This window comes from Amycolatopsis plumensis (assembly GCF_042652605.1).
Classification (GTDB): Bacteria; Actinomycetota; Actinomycetes; order Mycobacteriales; family Pseudonocardiaceae; genus Amycolatopsis; species Amycolatopsis plumensis.
In genome coordinates this window covers 3387730-3405325 of record NZ_JBHSJY010000001.1, presented here as the reverse complement: position 1 = coordinate 3405325, position 17596 = coordinate 3387730, and the positions used below count along the sequence as shown (strand labels likewise).

General features: G+C 71.0%; 17 protein-coding genes and 3 tRNA genes. 6 read left to right on the top strand and 14 right to left on the bottom strand.

Translation table 11 applies throughout. From position 1 onward, the window contains the following. Window positions 1-25: 25 nt before the first annotated feature. The 7 genes from ACFPLC_RS16310 to ACFPLC_RS16280 all read right to left on the bottom strand — a co-directional run bounded on the left by ACFPLC_RS16310 (window position 26) and on the right by ACFPLC_RS16280 (window position 2921). On the bottom strand, window positions 26-301 hold the full coding sequence (locus ACFPLC_RS16310; RefSeq protein ID WP_378197746.1) for a hypothetical protein: 276 nt from the start codon (window positions 299-301) through the stop codon (window positions 26-28). A gap of 29 nt (window positions 302-330) precedes the next feature. Next, entirely contained in the window at window positions 331-1248 is a 918-nt protein-coding gene (locus ACFPLC_RS16305; protein ID WP_378197748.1) for a tyrosine-type recombinase/integrase, read from the bottom strand. 91 nt (window positions 1249-1339) lie between these two features. Next, window positions 1340-1413, bottom strand: a tRNA-Phe gene (locus ACFPLC_RS16300). Window positions 1414-1444: 31 nt separating this feature from the next. Further along, a tRNA-Asp gene (locus ACFPLC_RS16295) sits at window positions 1445-1518 on the bottom strand. A gap of 30 nt (window positions 1519-1548) precedes the next feature. Then, window positions 1549-1621: transfer RNA gene (locus tag ACFPLC_RS16290), tRNA-Glu, on the bottom strand. 117 nt (window positions 1622-1738) lie between these two features. Next, complete coding sequence (locus ACFPLC_RS16285; RefSeq protein WP_378197750.1) at window positions 1739-2515, bottom strand: SCO6745 family protein; 777 nt, start codon at window positions 2513-2515, stop codon at window positions 1739-1741. Window positions 2516-2666: 151 nt separating this feature from the next. After that, window positions 2667-2921 carry a hypothetical protein gene (locus ACFPLC_RS16280; protein WP_086838175.1) on the bottom strand — a complete coding sequence of 85 codons (255 nt, stop codon included), beginning with the start codon at window positions 2919-2921 and terminating at the stop codon, window positions 2667-2669. A 713-nt stretch (window positions 2922-3634) separates the two neighbouring features. Here ACFPLC_RS16280 and ACFPLC_RS16275 point away from each other — a divergent pair. Next, the gene (locus ACFPLC_RS16275; protein ID WP_378197752.1) at window positions 3635-4093 is read left to right on the top strand and encodes a hypothetical protein; all 459 of its coding nucleotides are present in this window, start codon (window positions 3635-3637) and stop codon (window positions 4091-4093) included. A 112-nt stretch (window positions 4094-4205) separates the two neighbouring features. On the opposite strand, the gene ACFPLC_RS16270 is transcribed toward ACFPLC_RS16275, so the two are convergent. Then, window positions 4206-4409 (bottom strand): cold-shock protein, encoded by a 204-nt coding sequence (locus ACFPLC_RS16270; protein WP_003097368.1) that lies wholly within the window; start codon window positions 4407-4409, stop codon window positions 4206-4208. Between the two features lie 468 nt (window positions 4410-4877). On the opposite strand from ACFPLC_RS16270, the gene ACFPLC_RS16265 reads away from it, so the two are divergent. The 4 genes from ACFPLC_RS16265 (at window position 4878) to ACFPLC_RS16250 (ending at window position 7583) form a co-directional block, all read left to right on the top strand. After that, window positions 4878-6077: a L,D-transpeptidase gene (locus ACFPLC_RS16265; RefSeq protein WP_378197754.1), complete on the top strand. Its 1200-nt coding sequence runs from the start codon at window positions 4878-4880 to the stop codon at window positions 6075-6077. Between the two features lie 159 nt (window positions 6078-6236). Beyond that, entirely contained in the window at window positions 6237-6545 is a 309-nt protein-coding gene (locus tag ACFPLC_RS16260) for a hypothetical protein (protein WP_378197756.1), read from the top strand. 4 nt (window positions 6546-6549) lie between these two features. Beyond that, window positions 6550-7104 (top strand): SigE family RNA polymerase sigma factor, encoded by a 555-nt coding sequence (locus tag ACFPLC_RS16255; protein WP_378197758.1) that lies wholly within the window; start codon window positions 6550-6552, stop codon window positions 7102-7104. A gap of 5 nt (window positions 7105-7109) precedes the next feature. Beyond that, window positions 7110-7583 (top strand): superantigen-like protein SSL4, encoded by a 474-nt coding sequence (locus ACFPLC_RS16250; protein WP_378197825.1) that lies wholly within the window; start codon window positions 7110-7112, stop codon window positions 7581-7583. A 56-nt stretch (window positions 7584-7639) separates the two neighbouring features. Here ACFPLC_RS16250 and ACFPLC_RS16245 read toward each other — a convergent pair whose 3' ends face one another. Next, a complete protein-coding gene (locus tag ACFPLC_RS16245; RefSeq protein WP_191312423.1) occupies window positions 7640-8968 on the bottom strand; it encodes an MFS transporter in 1329 nt (442 codons plus the stop codon). A gap of 236 nt (window positions 8969-9204) precedes the next feature. On the opposite strand from ACFPLC_RS16245, the gene ACFPLC_RS16240 reads away from it, so the two are divergent. Continuing rightward, window positions 9205-9798 (top strand): PaaI family thioesterase, encoded by a 594-nt coding sequence (locus tag ACFPLC_RS16240; RefSeq protein WP_378197760.1) that lies wholly within the window; start codon window positions 9205-9207, stop codon window positions 9796-9798. A gap of 66 nt (window positions 9799-9864) precedes the next feature. Here ACFPLC_RS16240 and ACFPLC_RS16235 read toward each other — a convergent pair whose 3' ends face one another. The 5 genes from ACFPLC_RS16235 to ACFPLC_RS16215 form a co-directional block, all read right to left on the bottom strand. Beyond that, on the bottom strand, window positions 9865-12528 hold the full coding sequence (locus ACFPLC_RS16235; protein WP_378197761.1) for a tetratricopeptide repeat protein: 2664 nt from the start codon (window positions 12526-12528) through the stop codon (window positions 9865-9867). A gap of 55 nt (window positions 12529-12583) precedes the next feature. Continuing rightward, complete coding sequence (locus tag ACFPLC_RS16230; protein ID WP_378197827.1) at window positions 12584-13525, bottom strand: glutamate ABC transporter substrate-binding protein; 942 nt, start codon at window positions 13523-13525, stop codon at window positions 12584-12586. Window positions 13526-13554: 29 nt separating this feature from the next. Further along, complete coding sequence (locus ACFPLC_RS16225; RefSeq protein WP_378197763.1) at window positions 13555-14973, bottom strand: hypothetical protein; 1419 nt, start codon at window positions 14971-14973, stop codon at window positions 13555-13557. Between the two features lie 191 nt (window positions 14974-15164). After that, window positions 15165-16286, bottom strand: a complete 1122-nt coding sequence (locus ACFPLC_RS16220) for a sensor histidine kinase (protein WP_378197765.1) — start codon at window positions 16284-16286, stop codon at window positions 15165-15167. 9 nt (window positions 16287-16295) lie between these two features. Then, window positions 16296-17558, bottom strand: a complete 1263-nt coding sequence (locus ACFPLC_RS16215) for a GAF domain-containing protein (RefSeq protein ID WP_378197767.1) — start codon at window positions 17556-17558, stop codon at window positions 16296-16298. Window positions 17559-17596: the final 38 nt, after the last annotated feature.

Here is a 17596-nt window from a genome sequence, read left to right as displayed (position 1 = left end):
ACGAGCCATGTCGCAGCGTGGCGCTTCACTCACTGCTCATGGTCGAGGGCCGACGGCGTGCCTGCGCGCTGCGGTAAGCCATCGCCGTGTAGAAAGCCTTGCGCGCCGAGGCCGCACGCTGGCGACGCTCGTCGGCCGGCAGCGTTCCCTCAGGATCGACCTGCCGCTCGAACCGGTCATGCGACGCCTTGCGCGCCGCCTCGGTTCGCGCCGACCGGTTCGCCGTGTTCGCCCATGAGGCGTGTGCCGCGAGCTTGGCTCGTAAGGTGCGCTGCGCCGGGGTCATCTTGGGTTCAGTCATGATCCCCAGCACAGCGCATCCCGTGTCACCTAGAACCGGTCTCCGAGCCGCAGCTTCCGCGCCGATGCGTGTGCGCGCTCCACGGCGGCGCTCTTGCCATACCGCTTCGGCATCTGCGGCGACGTCCAGCCCATCACGAGCATGAGGTCGCTTTCAGACCCGCCGTTGGCCTGCCAGTGGTGCGACGCGGCGTGCCGGCCGAGGTGAGCGTGCAAGTGTCGGCCCATTTCAGCCTCGACACCGACCTCGCGGCCGCGACGGCGAAGCATCTGCCCGATGCCGTTCGGCGTCATCGGACCGCGGTTCTTGATGCCGAGCCAGACACGCTCGTGCTCGTGCAGCTTGTGCGCCTTCCTCGCACGGAGGTACCGCGACAAGGCCGTGCCGGTGTTCGGGCTGAACGGGATCACCCGCTCCTTGCTGCCCTTGCCCACGACGCGGACGGCGTCGACGTTGAAGTCGATATCGTCGATCGTGAGATTCGCGATCTCCGACAAGCGAGCGCCGGTGTCGAAGAAGATCCGGACGAGAGCCGTATCGCGGCGCGACTGGAAGTCCTTGCCCTTGCAAGCCTCCAACACGCGCTTGAGCAAGTCGTCCGGCACGATCGGCACCGGCTTCTCGGGCACGTACGGCGGCTTCATGTTCACCATCGGGCTCGTCTCGATCTCGTCCTCGATGATCAAGAACTTGAACCACTGCTGAAGAGCCCGGTAATTGGTGTTCGCGTTGCCGGGAGACGTCCTCTCGATGAGGGAAGCGACGAAGTCGCGGACCTCATGAGTGCCGGCCTCGTCGGGGCCGATCTCGTCCTCGCGGTTGACCCAGAGACCGAAGTCACGGGCGGCGGTGGTGTAGATGCCGATGGTCCGATCGGACTTGTTCTCGGCCTTGAGCGCCCTCTCCCAGTCCTTGATCAGGGTCGCCCAGTCGTGGGGTAACTGCATACTCAGATCCTCCAAGCGGAGTGTCACTGAGCACTGTGCTACGAAGAAAACCCCTGACCAGCGGATATTTCCGCAGGTCAGGGGCTGAAAGTGGCCAGGGCCGGGGTCGAACCGGCGACCTTCCGCTTTTCAGGCGGACGCTCGTACCAACTGAGCTACCTGGCCGGGAACGCCGGCTAGGAGCCGAACGATCTTGCGACCCTGACGGGACTCGAACCCGCGACCTTCGCCGTGACAGGGCGACGCGCTAACCAACTGCGCCACAGGGCCTTGCATCTACATCGGTACTGCTTTACTGCGTACTCCCAACGGGATTCGAACCCGCGTTGCCGCCTTGAAAGGGCGGAGTCCTAGGCCGCTGAACGATGGGAGCCCGGCCGGTTTCGGGTGACCGACCGACCGCGCTCTCAGGTTCCCCTGGGAGCGATTACAAGCATAGGGCACGCCGCCACCGCTTTGCACAGGGGGTTCCTTAAGCCCCCAGCGGCGCTCAGACCTGCACAAACGTCGCCAACTCGGCCAGGCGTCGATCAAGCTCGGCGCGCTCCGGCTCGGTCAGCGCCGACGCCAGCAGCTCGCCGATCCGGTCGTCGGTCAGGGCTTCGGCGCGCTGCCAGCGCTCTCGCAGGTCCGGCTTGCGCTCCGCCGACGCCATCAGCTCGTCGGCCGCGTCCTCCGGCCACGCCGTGCGCAGCAGGCGCTCGCGGCCGCCCTCCGGGTCCGCGACCACCGCCTCCGGGACCGACAGGCCCAGCGCGCGCAGGGCCGCGAAGTGGAGGCCGCCGCGCAGCTCGCGGAAGACCATCAGCGCGAAGCCGAGGCGCTCGACGTCACCCGCGGGACGCTCGGCGTTCTTCCACCCCGCGAACAGCGCCAGGCCGCTGGCGTCCGCGGCGTCGACGACGCGGAACAACAGCTCCGCCAAGCGGCCGGGCTCCGATACGGCCGAAAGGTTGACGCGCGACCACCGAGCCGATGACTCCGCGTAGGCGCGAACCGCGGCGGGTGCGTCGAGGACCGCCGTCGCCGGCGGCAGGACGAAGTCGAAGAGCCAGTGCGGGAAGATGCCGAACAGCTCCGCGGCCACCTTCGGCGGGACGTCCCCGAGCACCGCCGACCGCCCCCGCACGTACAGCGAACGCGGCGGCAGCCCCACTTCGGCTTCCACCGCGGCCAGCTCCGGTGACGTCATGAACTTGCCGCCCAGCACCTGCACCACCGGCCTGATCCGGTTGGCCAGACTCGCCGCGCCTTCGATGGTCGTCATGCCGTTCCCCTTTCGACACCACGACCGTAACACTGTTACGAAACCTGCGTCAACCAGCCCGGAACAGCCTGGCAATGACTACCCGAAAAGGGCCGCAACCTGCGGAAATATCACGGAACGGGCCCGGCGCCACAACGCCGGGCCCACCCGCTCAACGCTGAACCGGCGCCTGCCCGTCCTCATCCAGGTTCAGACCCAGCATCTCCAGCAACTGAACACAGTCCTCGACCCCCAGGGCACCATTCGCCACCGCCAGCCGAGCCCGCCGAACCTGATCATCCGACACGCGCTGCGCATCGGCCGCCCCACTCCGCTGCGCCGGCAACGCACCGGCAAACGGCGCACTCCCCCCATCGGCACCTTCGTACCGAAGGAGGAACTGCCGCACTTCAACAGACCCGCTCATAGCCCCTCCACACGGCTCACAACAACTTGGCCGCGAGGCTAACCAGCACCAGCCACCACACACAGCCCCCCGGAGAGTGAACCTGAGGCCACGCTCCGCTCAACGCAGCGCAATCGGCAACCCCGGAGAAGAACCCCACCCGAACGAACGTCACCCCCCAGCCAAAGTGACACCACACGGGGAAATTTCCCGCTCTCCACTCGCCCAACCACCCAACTCGTGCAACAATCGAAGAGCTGACACACCCCCGGTCAGCGCCTGTGGAGATCCCCTCCGACCCCCGCGTTCCTCCCCCTGGCGCGGGGGTCCTCCATTTCTTGGGCCGCTCGGGCTTCGCCCTTCGCCTGGCCCAATCATTTCGGTGTGCTGACCCGGGGGGCCGAGCCCCCCGGACCCCCCACGGTGCCTCTGGCTCGGCTCCCAGCGTGGTCCCTTTTGCCTCGGGCGCTGCGCGCCCTGCGAAGCCGCCCTTGCCCTCGGGCGCTGCGCGCCCTGCCTGCGCGCTCCCCGGCCTCGGGCGCTGCGCGCCCTAGCCTCAATTAAGGAATGGTTGCGTTGAGAGGGGTGATCGACTCGGTGGGTTAGGTGGGGGTTGCTTTGGGTGGTGGGGGGTTGGGCTGAATGGGGGTTTGTTGGGCTGAATGGGGAAGGTGGGGGGCGTGTTGTAGCTCACAGTGGTTTGTGTGGCGAGATACAAACGTTATCGTGGCGGCGTGCCTCTTCCCTCCCTTGGCCGCTTGAGCAGCCGCACGAACCTGAAAGCCGCCGCGTCTTCCGGGCGTCATCGTGGTGCCGCGAAGCCCGTGGACGACGGTGTTGTCGAGGACAGTGAGCTCACGTCGTACCTGGCGGCGCTGGCGCCCGACAACGACCTCGAAAGCACCGGATCCGGCAAGCGATTCGGTGAGGCGCAGGTCATCCAGCTGCGGATGAGCCTCGTGGCCAACCAGCAGCTCAAGGACATCGCCGCCGAGCGTGAGATCTCGCCGCAGGCGCTCGCTCAGGAGTGGATCCTCGAGCGGCTCAACTGGGAGGGGCAGGCCTCCTCCGCGCAGGACCAGCGGCAGCACGCCGCCGACGAGGTCGCCGGCCTCACCGACCTCACCGACCTCACCGACGAGTTCCACTTCCCCGCCGACGCCTTCGACGCGCCGGCCGTCGCGCGGCGCTGAACCGCAGCGACCACACCGACCCACGAGAAAGGGCCCCCGGCGGAAGCCGGGGGCCCTTCACTCAGGCCTTAAGACGCGCAAAAGGGCCTGCGAGGCTTGTTCAGCCTCAGTTTCAGATCGCGCGGACCTTCTGGGCCTGCGGACCCTTCTGGCCCTGGCCGACCTCGAACTCCACTCGCTGGTTCTCCTCGAGAGTGCGGAAACCGCGGCCCTCGATCTCCGAGTAGTGAACGAACACGTCGCCTTCGCCGCCGTCCTGCGCGATGAAGCCGAAGCCCTTCTCCGCGTTGAACCACTTCACAGTGCCTTGCGCCACCGCTGTACTCCTCGTTACACAGATCCGCTTCGAATGCCACCGAAGCGGCACCCCGACCGTCCCGGGCGGTTCCAACGAGTCGAGTCAAGAGCGTGTCGGCTCCATGGCTCGCGTCAGAAGTTCCGCGAGTGTGAAGCCACTAACACGCAAAACGACGGCCTGAGAGCAGACTACCGGGATCTGGCCAAAGTTGAACCCCGTGATCGAGGCGAAAACCGGCTCTGGGCACCAAGGTCACCGGAACGTCGTAGGGCTTCCACCCCGTTCTGCCGTACCCACCGGCTAGTCTGGCGCAGCACAGCGGCGCCGTGATCACCGGATACGGCTCGGAGTCGCCCGTGCCCCCTCCGTGAAAGCTCCCCACGGCTATTGTGACGTTCGTCACGCCGTGGTTGCTCAACGTATCCGGTTCACGGGACGTCTCGGAGAGGGGAAGCACCAAAGGGGCAAAGGGGATTGGGTGTGACGGTGAGGATTTCCACGCGGCGCCGGGGCGCTGCCGTGGCACTGGGACTGGTCGCCGCGCTGGCGCTGGGGGCGTGCAGCAGCGAACCGACGGTCTCGGCGAGCGGTTCGTCGGGCGGCGGCCCGACCAGCTCGCCCGCGCCCAGTGCGCAGCCCGCGAAGCTGACGGTGACGCCGGCCGGCGGCGCCCAGGACGTGGCGCCCGGCGAACCGGTCGGGGTGCAGGTCACCGACGGCACGATCATGTCGGTCACCCTGACCAACCCGGACGGCAAGCAGGTCCAGGGGCAGGCCTCGGCGGACAAGAAGAGCTGGACCACCACCGAGCAGCTCGGCTACGGCAAGACCTACACCTGGACCGGCCAGGTGCAGGGCGCCGACGGCAAGAACGTCCCGATCTCCGGCGCCTTCACCACGGTCAAGCCGAAGAAGCAGATGGCGGCCAGCCTGAACGTCGGCGACGGCCAGACGTACGGCATCGCGATGCCGATCGCGCTGACCTTCCCGAGCCGCGTCACCGACAAGGCTTCGGTCGAGAAGGCGCTGTCGGTCGAGACCACGCCGAAGACCGAGGGCTCCTGGGCCTGGATGCCCGGTGACGCCTCGGTGCACTGGCGGCCGAAGGAGTACTTCAAGCCCAACACGCAGGTGAAGGTCAACGCCAAGATCTACGGCGTCAAGATTGGCGACGGCGTGTACGGCAAGCAGGACGTCTCGGCCAGCTTCGCCATCGGTCGGTCGCAGATCGTCAAGGGCAACACCCAGCAGCACACGATGCAGGTGATCCGCGACGGCCAGCAGATCGCCGACTACCCGGTGAGCTACGGCCTCGACTCCGACCCGGGCCGCGTCACGCACAGCGGCGTGCACGTCGTCATGTCGAAGCACGCGACCTACTCGATGAGCAACCCCCGGTACAACTACACGGACGTGAACGTGCCGTGGGCGGTCCGGATCTCCAACAACGGCGAGTTCATCCACGGTCTCGCGGCGTCGGTCTGGGCCCAGGGCAAGAAGAACATCTCGCACGGCTGCCTGAACCTCTCCCCGGCGCGGGCCAAGGAGTACTACGACGGCGTGCTCACCGGCGACCCGGTGGAGATCACCGGCAGCACGCAGACGCTGACCTCGAAGGACGGCGACTACAGCGACTGGACCTACGACTGGGCGAGCTGGCAGAAGCTGTCGGCGCTGGCCCACTGAACCACTGAGGAACACCGGGCGGCCGGGAAGTCCATTGCGGGCTTCCCGGCCGTTCGTGTTTTCGCCGGAATCCGGTGCAACCCCGGCGCTCACCCGCCGCATGACTAGGGGCAGAGGCGCAGCGATCCCCAGCTGCGCCCGCGAGAATGAGGAGCTGTCTTGCGTATCCGCATCGCCCTGACCCTCGGCGCGCTCGTGCTCGCCGGTGGTGCCCTGACCGGTGGCATCGCGCTGGCTTCGGAGGCGCAGGCGCCGGCCGCCCCGAGCCCGACCCAGACGACCCGGCCCGGCGAGCCGACCGTGGCGCCCGCCCCGGCCACCCGGACCCGGCCCCAGCAGGCGCCGAGCGCTGTCCCCGCGACGTCGCGGGCCCCGATCGCCCCGGGTGAGGCGCCGCGCGTCCCCCGCGCCGTCCCGGCCGGGCCGACCGGTGACCTGCACCTGCCGGCCGTGTGGGAGACCCGGTAACCCGGTGATTTCCCGCTCCCGTCCGTCGACCGGGCCGGGCTCGCCGTGGGACGGCGAGTTCGCCCGGTACTTCGGCGAGCGCGCGCACAGCCTGCGATCGACCGCCTTCCTGCTCTGCGGGGACTGGCACCAGGCCGAAGACCTCACGCAGGCCGCGCTGCTCAAGCTCTACCTCGCCTGGCCGAGGCTGTCGCGGCACGACGCGCTGGACGCCTACGCGCGCAAGGTCGTCCTGCGCACGTTCCTCGCCGAGCACCGGCGCAGCAGGTGGAAACGGGAGCGGCTCACCGACGCTCCGCCGGAACTCCCGGCGGAGCCCGCCGCGAGCGACCAGGACGAACTGGTCCGGCAGGCGCTGGCCGTGCTGGCCCCCAAGCAGCGCGCCGTGCTGGTGCTGCGGTACTTCGAGGACCTGAGCGTCGAGGAGACGGCGAAGGCGCTCGGCTGCAGCACCGGCACGGTGAAGTCCCAGGCCTCGCGGGGCCTGGCCACGCTGCGCAACCGGCTCGGCCCGCACTACGGTGCGCTGACCTTCAGCGCCCGCACGGAGGGGAGGTGACGAACATGGACCCCGAAGACGACGTCCGCGCGTTCCTGACCGGCGCGGCCGGCACGCAGCCGCCGATGCGCCTCGAAGCCGCCGACGTGATCGAGCGCGGCGGCCGGGTCCGGCGACGACGCAAGCGCTTCGCCGTGGCGGGCACTTCGGCCGCGACGGCGGTCGTCCTCGCGGTGGCCGGTTTCCTGGCCGGCCACCGCGCGGGACCACCTGAGCCGGTGCAGCCGGCCGGGCCGGGGCTGTCCACGGTCGGCACCACGTCCCCCAGCCCGTCGCCCACCGAGCTGCCGGTCCCGGCGACGTCGATCGCCCCGGCGTCACCGTCGGCCGAGCCGGGCCAGACCCGGCCGCGCAGCCCGCGGACGTCGGTTCCCCAGGCACCGTCCGCGGGCCCGCGGGAGAACTCCCGCTCGTCGCTGTCGACTCCCACGAGCACGGCCGCGACCCGGCCGGGCGCGCCGACGGCGACCACGCGCTGACGCACGTGTGCCCCGCCCGGACCACCGGGCGGGGCACACGATTTCCCGCAGACCGCTCAGCGCTGAGCCGAGGCCAACTTCCCGCTGTTGTCTTCGGTGTCGATCTGCTCCATCGGCACCTGCGACGTCTCCGGGATCTTGATGATCGGGATGATCGCGATCAGCGCCGCCGCCATCAGGTAGTACGCCGGCCAGTCCTCGTTGCCGGTGCTCTTGATCAGCGCGGTCACGATGACCCCGGCGGTGCCGCCGAACAGCGACGTCGAGATGTTGTAGCCGATCGCGAACGAGCCGTAGCGCACCCGCGTGGGGAACATCGCCGGGAACGTCGAGCCGATCACCGCGAGGATCAGGACCAGCAGGATCGCCACGATCAGGAACCCGACGAACAGCCACAGGATGCTGCCGGACTGCATGAGCTTCAGGCTGGGCCAGCTCAGCACCAGGAACCCGATGGCCGCGGTGAGCAGCAGGGGTTTCCGGCCGATCCGGTCGGACAGCGCGCCGAGCGGGATGATGATCGCCATCTGGATGACTTCGACCGCGATGATGATCAGCGTCGCCGTGTTGTCGTTGATCTTCAACGTGTCGGTGAAGTACGTCGGCATCGTGGTCAGCAGCAGGTAGTCCGCGACGTTCAGCAGCAGGACGATGCCGATCAGGTTGAGGATCATCCGCCAGTTGCGGACGAAGATCTCCTTGAGCGGCGCCTTCTTCGGCGCCTCGCCCGCGGCTTCCATCCGGCGGAACTCGGGGGTGTCCTCGAGCTTGTTCCGCAGGTAGAGCCCGATCAGGCCGAGCGGCAGCGCGACGAAGAACGGGATCCGCCAGCCCCAGGCGTCGACCTGGTCGGCCGACAGGGACAGCGTCACCGAGAGCACCACGAGGTTGCCGAGCACGTAGCCGGCCAGCGTGCCGAGCTCGAGGAAGCTGCCGAAGAAGCCGCGGCGTTTCGTCGGGGAGTACTCGGCGATGAACGTCGCCGCTCCGCCGTACTCGCCGCCGGTGGAGAAACCCTGGATGATCCGCAGCAGCAGGATCGCGATCGGCGCCGCGATGCCCATGCTGTAGCTGCCCGCGTACGTCGGCAGGACGCCGACCAGGAACGTGCAGCCGGACATCAGCAGGATCGTGATGGCGAGCACGCGCTTGCGGCCGAGCTTGTCGCCGAGCGGCCCGAAGAAGGCCCCGCCGAACGGGCGCACGATGAACCCGATCGCCAGCAGCGCCAGCGACTTCAGGACCGCGTTGCCTTCGCCGGGGAAGAACTGCGTGCCGATGCTGACCGCGATCGCACCCGAGGTGAAGACGCCGTAGTCGTACCACTCGGTGGCGTTGCCCATGGCCGACGCCCACACCGCGCGCTTGACGGTTCTCTCGTCCACTGACGGTTTGCCCGTCGTTGCTGCTGGTTCGCTCATGCCGGCGACGACTCCTCCCGTGCAGTGCCCATTGGGCCGTTCGAGCTCATCCGCCCAGTCTCGACCGGCTCTCCGCGGTCGGCAGCCTGAGCCGCGAATTGTCTACGGTGGGGAACTTTCCGGCTACTGAGAGATATGCGTGCCGACATACCTCGCGGGCCGGGCGCGCCCGCCGGCTACTGGCCGGTTAACGTCAGCGCATGAGTCGTGTTTCTCAACCGTGGCCGCCGGTGCCGGTGGAGCCCGCGGTCCCGCACCCCAAGGCGCCGGCGCCGGGCACCGAGCTCGGCGTGCACTTCGCCGAGTGCTTCGGGTGCGGCGACGAGGCCGACGCCGGGCTGCACCTGCGCTCGACCGTCGGCGAGGGCCAGGTCGTGCACTCGCGGTTCACCGTCACCGCGGCCCACCAGGGCGCGCCGGGGCTCGCCCACGGCGGGCTGCTGGCCTGCGCGTTCGACGAGGCGCTCGGTTCGGCGGTCGGCAACCTGATGCGCCGCCCGGCGGTGACCGGCAAGCTCGAGACGGACTTCCGGCGGCCGGTCCCGGTCGGTTCGACGTTGTTCATCGCGGCCCGGCTGGACGGCATCGCGGGCCGCAAGATCTACGTCAGCGCGGACGGCCGCCTCGACGCCGAGGACGGCCCGATCGCGGTCAGCGCCCGGGCGCTGTTCGTCGTCGTCGGCTTCGAGCACTTCAGCACCCACGGCGACCCGCAGGCGCTGGAGAAGCTCGCCGCGCAGCACGAGCAGAACCAGCGTGCGCGCGCCGAACGCGACTGGGAAATCAACCCCTGACCCCCTTCCGCAGCCGGTCGTGAGTGGTAAAGCGGGTTCTAACCCGCCTTACCACTCACGAGGGCGTCAGGTGAGGGTGCGGGGGCGGATGGCGTTGGCCCGGTCGACCAGCTCGATGCGCTCGTCGAGCGTGCCCGCCAGCCGGGCCAGCGCCCGGTAGCACCGTTCGAGGCCGAACCGCAGCTCACGTTCCTCGAGCGAGCACCCCAGCACGCGCGCGCCGGGTGTCGGCTTGCCCTGCTTGAGCCACTCGTGCGCGGCTTCGAGCACCCCGGCGGACAGCCGGGTCCGGCGTTCGGCGTCCAGCCGGAGCCGCTCGAGCCGGGCCGACGCGTCGAGCAGGTCGTGCTCGGTGACCGGGGTCTCGCGGCCGTGGGCCTTGGTCACCGTCGTCTTGATCTTGATCGCCGCGACCTGCGCGTCGACGTAGTGGGTCGAGGACGGCGGCACGGTCTCGAGCACCTCGACCGCGCTCGACCGCGCGCCCTGGGCCAGGTACACGCGGGCGAGGCCGAAGGCGGCGCTGACGTAGGTGCGGTCAGTGCGCCAGACCAGTTCGTAGAACCGCGCGGCGCCGAAGTAGTCGCCGACGCCTTCGGCGCTGATGCCCAGGGCGAGCTTCGGGGCGATCTCGCCCGGCAGGTCGTCGTACACCGCTTCGAACGCGACGTGCGCCACCCGCGAACGGCCGCCCGCGAGTTCGATCAGGCCGCGGTACCAGTCGATCCGCCAGTCGTGCGGGAAGCCGTTCTTGATGGCCAGGTACTGCGCGGCCTGCAGCTGCCGCTGCGCCTCCGCGAACTCGCCCAGCTCGATCCGGGCACGCACGATCCGCAGCCGCACCTCGATCGACTCCCGCGGCGCGCCGGCCAGCGCCTCGATCGCGGCGCGCGGGTCGAGCGCGGTCGTGGTGGCGAGCACGCCCGCCGCCGGGTCGTCCGTGTCGACCTGCGGGATCGGCAGCCCGGCGACGACCTCGTCCGCGCCGGGCAGCGGCACGCTGGCGCCGGCTTCGGGCACCACCAGCTGGACGCCGAACGTGCGGCTCTCCGGGCCGAACACCGTGGACACGCCGGGCCGCGGCTTGCCGGTGCCGAGCGCCATGATCTCGCGCAGCACCCCGGTGAGCTGGTCGGCCATCTCTTCGGCGGAGAGGAACCGCCGGTCCGGGTCTGTGTGCGTCGCGCGGCGCAGGAACCGGTAGTACGAACCGAACAGCGTGAACAGCGGAACGGCGTCCGGTCCGGGCAGGGTCGTCTTGTACTTGGTGGTGTAGCCGGTGAACTCGAAGCTGAGCACGGCGAGCGTGCGCCCGACGGTGAACAGGTCCGACGCCACCGACGCGCCCTGCGTCGGCAGTTCCGGCGCGCTGTAGCCGGTGGTGAAGAACAGCGGGCTCTCGTAGTCGTCGGTGCGGCGGACCGCGCCGAGGTCGATCAGCTTCAGCTGCTCGTTGGTCTGGATGACGTTGTCGGGCTTGAGGTCGCAGTACAGCAGGCCCTGGCTGTGCAGGTAGCCGAGCGCGGGCAGGATTTCCAGGCCGTAGGCGATGACCTGGCCGATCGGCAGCGGCTCCGGACGGCGGCTTTCCCGGTGGTGGGCGAGCGCGAGCTGCCGCAGCGACTGGCCGCCGACGTACTCCATGACGATGTAGCCGGTGGTCGTCCCGCTGTGGGCGTCCGGGTGCTGCACGAAGTTGTGGATCTTGACGATGTTCGGGTGCTCGACCTCGGCGAGGAACCGCTGCTCGTTGGCCGCGGCCGCCATCGCCGTCGCGTCACCGGTGTCGATCAGTCCTTTGAGGACGACCCAGCGGTCGCTGACGTTGTGGTCCTGCGCGAGGTAGATCCAGCCGAGGCCGCCGTAGGCGATCGCGCCGAGGACCTCGTACTGGCCGCCGACGAGCTCGTGCGGCTGCAGCTTCGGGAGGAAGGAGAACGGCGCGCCGCAGTTCTCGCACTTGCCTTCCGGCGCACCGGGCTGGCCGTCCTTGCCGCGGCCGACCTTCGCGTTGCAGCTGCCGCAGAACCGCTTTTCCTCCGACACCACCGGGTTCGTCAGCACCGCGGACGCGGGGTCGCGCGCGGGCACCGGCGGGACCTCGACCAGCCCGGCGCCGAGCCGGCCGCGCCGCGACCGGGACGTCCGCGACGACGTCCGCCGCGAAGTGCCGGGGAACGAACCGGGTCCCGAGCCGGAGCCGCTGCCGGTCCCCGTACCCGTTCCCGTGCCGGTCCCCGTTCCGGTGCCGGTGTGCCGCCCTTCGCTGGTGCGCTCGGGCAGCACGCTTTCGGTGCCGGGATCCGGCAACGGCGTTCCCGGCCCGGTGTCCGGCCGTGGCACCGGCGGCATGATGCTCTGGGTCTCCGGCGCCGGCGCGGCGAGCACGCTCGTCGGCTGCGGTGCTTCCGGGTCCGGGCGGACGGCCTGCGTCGGCTCGACCGGCGGCGCGACGGGGTTCATGCTGCCCGGCGGACGCGTCGGGTCCTCGGCGCCGGGGATCGTCCCGCGCGCGGGCGCGGGCTGGCCACCCGGCGGCGTCGGCGGACGGCGCACGGGCGCGTGGAAGACGGTCTCTTCCCCGCCGGACGGCTCGCCGTCGTCCAGGCGGCCGGAGATCGACGGCTCCGGCGTCTCCCACCGCACCGGTGGCGGCGGCTGCCAGTTCGGCTTGGCGCCCTGCCCCTCGTCCGGCGCGGCGTGCCGAGGACGGCGCGGCTCCTCCGACACTGCTACCTCCCGGATCCCCTGCGACGTGCGGAGATCGATCCTAGTCGCGCTGTGTTCACTGGTACTGCGGTGACGGCGGCGAAGCAGGTCCGAGACGGGCCTCCACCCAGCGGCGGTAGCTGTCCTGCCAGACGCCGTTGCCGCGGATCTGGTCGAGCACCGCGTTGACGTAGCGGACCAGGTCCTGGCGGTCCTTCGACACGCCGATGCCGTAGTTCTCCTGCGTCAACGGCTCGCCGCGGACCTCGAGCGTCGAGTCCTGCGCGGCCATCCCGGCGAGGATCGTGTCGTCGGTCGACACCGCGTCGACCTGGCCCTGCTGGAGCATGACCAGGCAGTCCGACCAGTTGTCCACCGAGACCGGCACCGGCTTGGCCGCGTCGGTCGCGATCTTCGCCAGCGACGTCGACTTCTTGGTCGCGCACACCAGCTTGCCGCTCAGGTCGGACAGCTTCTGCGCCTTCGACTCCTTCGGGACCAGGATCTTCTGGCCCGCCACGTAGTAGACGGAGGAGAACTCGACGTCCTTCTTGCGGGAACAGGTGATGCTGTAGGTCCGGACCACGACGTCGACCTGGTGCTTCTTCAGGACTTCCTCGCGCTGCGACGACGGGATCGCGCGGAACTGGACGTGACCGTCGGCCGAGCCGAAGATCGCCTTGGCGATCGCGTAGACCATGTCGATGTCGAAGCCCTCGAGGTTGCCCGAGGTGGGGTTGCGGAACCCGAACAGGTAGGTGGTCTGGTCGACGCCCGCGATGAGCTTGCCGCGCTTCTTGATGTCGGACATCGTCGAGCTGTCGGGGACGGCCGTGCTGGCGGCCGGCGCCAGGCTGGCGAGCGGGTTGCAGCTGGTGTCGGAGCTGCCGCCGGCCGTCGCGTCCGGGCCGCCGACGTGCGCGGGCTGCGGCCAGCCCGCGTTGCCGACCGGCGCCGGGTCGACCGGTTTCCCGGGGCTGCCGCAGGACGCCGCCAGCAGCGCGACGAACGCCAGCACGCCCGCCCGGACCGTGTTGCCCCGCCTGCTCACCGGTACTCCCTCAGTCGTTCCCGGATCCCCATGGTGACACCCGCCGCGGCGACGATCGCCAGCACGGCCAGGCCGGGCGCGAGAAACGTCAGCGCGCGGTCGCCGTTGTGGGTGTCGTCGAGGAAGTCCTGCCTGCCGACGTCGATCGCCGCCTGGAGGCTGTCGTCGAGCTGCCGGAACGCCGGCGCCGAGCCGCCGTTGGCGTCTTCCTGCACGGCGGAGTTCACGGCTTCCTGGTACGCGCCGGCGTTGTCCTGGTCGCGCACCTGCCCGTGTGCCTTCATCCAGGCGGTGGCGGCCTTCGACGCGTCATCGACCTTCGCGGCGCCGGCGCCGTCCTTGATCAGGCCGCGGGCTTCGCCGAGGAGACCCCCCTGGCCGTCTTGGCCGACCAGCTGGACCGCCTTGGCGGCGAAGTCCTTCTCGTACGCCCCGCCGTCGCCGCGGGCGACCAGCGTCAGCGTTTCGTCGGCGCGGGCCTGCAGCGCGGCGATCCGCGCGCGGACGAGCACGTCGACGCGGTGCGAACCGTCGTCCTGGCCGCTGCCGACCAGGCTGCCCTGGACGATCAGCGCGACCGCGCCCCACAGGAGCGACACCACGACCGCGGCCGTCGCGACGACGAGCCCGACGTTGAGCAGCCGGTTGGTCCGCCGGGTCAGGTAGACCTGGGCGACGATCAGCGCGGCCAGCAGCGCGACCACCAGGATCGTGGCGAGCCACGGGAAGCCGGTGGCGCTGTCCTGCTCTTCGATGAGCCGCTCGGTGTCGATCCGGTAGAGGTCCTGGGCGGCGGGCAGGATCTTCGCCCGCATCAGCTCGGACGCCTCGCGCAGGTAGGACGCGCCGACCGGGTAGCCGAGGCGGTTGTTCGCCCGCGCCGTCTCGACGAGCCCGGTGTAGACCGGCAGCTGCTGGTTCAGCACGTCGACCGGGCCGGCCGCGTCGGCGACGTCCGCGGCGTCGGAAGCGGCCTTCGCGAGCGCGGCGCCGGCTTCGGCGATGTCCCGCTCGTAGCGCTGGCGGAGTGCGGGCGGCTCGGTGCCGATGGAGAGGAACGCGCTCGCGGCGGTCGCGTCCGCGTCCGAAAGCGAGCGGTAGACCTGCTGCGACGCGGCGGCGAGCGGCTCGCGGTGGTCGATGACGCCGGAGATGGTGTCGTCGCGGTCCTGCACCGACAGCGTCGCGACCAGCCCGGCGACGAGGGCCAGCAGCACCAGCCCGACGGCGATCACGGTGAGCCTGCCGGGGGTGGTCGCGGCCGAGCGGACGACCGCGCGGACGCCCTGGCCCGGCAGGTCGAGCAGTCCCAGCAGGCCGCTGCGGCCCGCGGTGCGGTCACGGCCGTCCGGCGGCGACGGTGGGGGTCCCGGCGCCGGCGCCGCCGGTCCCGGGGCGGTCGCAGTGCTGGTCATCCCCGAATTCCTCCCCCTGCTGTCCGGGGCCTCGCCCCAGGCCGGGGGCCTGGCCACCCCGGAGCCCCCGAAAAACTCGCTGTGAGCCGTACCCGCAGAAGGTAGCCGAGTCGCCGCACGCACAGCCACCGGCACCGCCCGCTGTCATCAGCACGTGATCTGCGCGGACGTGTTCCGGCGCACACCGGTGATCAGGTCCGGACTTCCGCCAGCACGCGCCAGTGGCCGTCTTCGGGGCCCGACGTCAGCGTGCCGCCGGCGAGCGCGAGCCGCTCGCGCATGCCGGCCAGCCCGAACCCTTCACCTGTCCGGGTGAGAGCCGGAAGGGCGTTGCGGACGTCGAGGCGGACGGCGCCGGGCGCGTGGCTCAGCCGCATCCGGACGTCCTCCCCCGGCGCGTGCTTGCCGGCGTTGGTCAGGGCTTCCCGTGCGATGCCGCCCAGGGCGACGACCGCCGCGGACGGCAGCGGCCGCGGTTCGCCGTCCGCCTCGAAGTCCACGGTGACGCCGTGGTCGCGGGCGTGCGCGGCGGCCACCGCGGCGAGGGTTTCGGTGAGCGGCGGGACATCCTGACGGAGCGCGGCGACGGCGTCGCGTGCCTCGGCCAGCCCGTCCGCGGCGAGCTTCCGCGATCGCCGGACGGACCGCAGCGCACCGTCCACATCGGACCGCTCGGCCAGCAGCGCTTCGGCGAGCTCGAGCTGCACCCCCAGCGCGCCAAGGGAATGAGCGAGGACGTCGTGGAGCTCGCGGGCGATCCGGGTGCGTTCGTCGAGCGCGGCGGCGCGGGCGTGTTCGGCCTGGGCGAGCCGCGTCTGCTCCAGCAGCGCCCGGCTCTGCGTCGCCTGCACCTCGTACTGGCGGCGGTTGAGCCCGAGCAGCACCAGCAGCAGCATCACGCCGGCGTCGGCGAGCGGCTCGCCGAGGGAGTCGCCGGCGAGCGCGTGCGACGTCACCGCCAGCACGACGTCCAGCAGGGCGGCGGCGAGGATCGCGCCGACGCCGACCGAGGTGAGCGTCGCGAGCCGGCCGAGGGCAATGACGGACAGCAGGATCGCCGACGAGTCCCCGGCCCAGCCGACGATCGCCGCCGGCAGCGCGCTCGCCGCGGCGAGCAGCGCGGCCGCCGTCTTCGGCCGTCGCTGTGTCTGCAGGACAAAGCCCAGCCAGCCCGCGGTCGCGACGCCGTACGCGGTCCAGATGCGCGGGTCGGTTTCGCGCGCGGTGAGCAGGGTCGCCGCGAAGAAGAGCGTGCCGAGCAGCTGCACCACGAGCCAGCTCGGGGCGATCGTGTCGGGCAGGCGGTTCGGCACGGGATCCGCTCAGCCGCGGATGGCCGGGGCGAGCGAGTGCGGGAGCACGGCTTCGGGGTCCGGCGGGCGGCGGACCACCACCTCGACGTCGTCGGCGAAGCGGTAGGGCTTCGCGCCGAGGATGCCGCCGAAGTGACGTCGCAGCCGGGACATCTCCGCGCGGACGGTGACCGTCCGGCCGGCGTCGCCGAACAGGTCGGCCGACAGTTCGGACGCCGACCGGCCGTCGCGGCGGTTGGCCAGCACGTACAGCACCTCGGCGTGGCGCGGGCTGAGCCGGTGCGTCCAGGTCCCCGCGGCGCTGGCCACGGTGAGTTCGGGCTCGCGCGGCGACCGGACGTCGAGCACGACGCGGGTGGGCGGGGCGGCGTCGTGCTCGGTCAGCCGGAGCAGCCAGCCGCCGGGCACCGGCTCGACCGAGCAGCCGCCGTACGCGGGCAGCCAGGTGCGCCCCGGTCCGAGGCCGGTGGGCAGCGCGACCCGGTCGACCGGGGCGAGCCCGGCGGCCGCGGCGACCCAGCCGTGTTCGTCGGCCACCATGGCCCGGCCGCCGACCTTCGCGAGAACCGGGACGGCGAAGCCCCTCAGTCTCTCCAGTTCGGTGCGGTGGGTGGTGCGCAGCTGGGCCTCCGCGAGCCGCGTCACGGCGTCGACCAGTGCCAACGTCGTCGCGTGGACGGTCGAGGCCGGGCCGGAGAGGTCGACGACACCGAGCAGCCTGCCGTCGCGCGGGTCGTGCAGTGGCGCGGCCGCACACGTCCAGGAGTGCTGCGCCCGGACGTAATGTTCGGCCGAGTACACCTGGATCGGGCTGCGCGCGACCAGGGCGGTGCCGATCGCGTTCGTACCGACGGATTCTTCCTGCCAGTCGACGCCTTCGACGAACCCGAGCCCGTCGGCGCGGCGGCGGACCGCGGCGCTGCCGTCACGCCAGAGGACGGCGCCGCGCGCGTCGGCGATCACCATGATGTGCGCGGCCTGCTCGGCGAGGCTGATCAGGCCGCCGCGCAGCACCGGCAGCGCCTCGGCCAGCCCACTGGCGCGGCGGCGGGCTTCCAGCTGTTCGAAGCTCAGGACGGGCGCGGCGGCCCGGCTGTCCGGGTCCATGCCGAGCCGGCGCATCCGCTGCCAGGACGCGCCGATGACCGGCCGCAGCCTGCTGGGCAGCGCCTGGCCGTTCAGGGCCGCTTCGTGCACTTGCGCGAGGACACGGGCGTGCCGCCGGGGATCCGCCCCGGCCGGCAACGCCGCCTCGAGGTCTCGCTGCCCCAACCGCCGCTCCTTGTGCTGTACCTCCTGGGAGTCTGCCG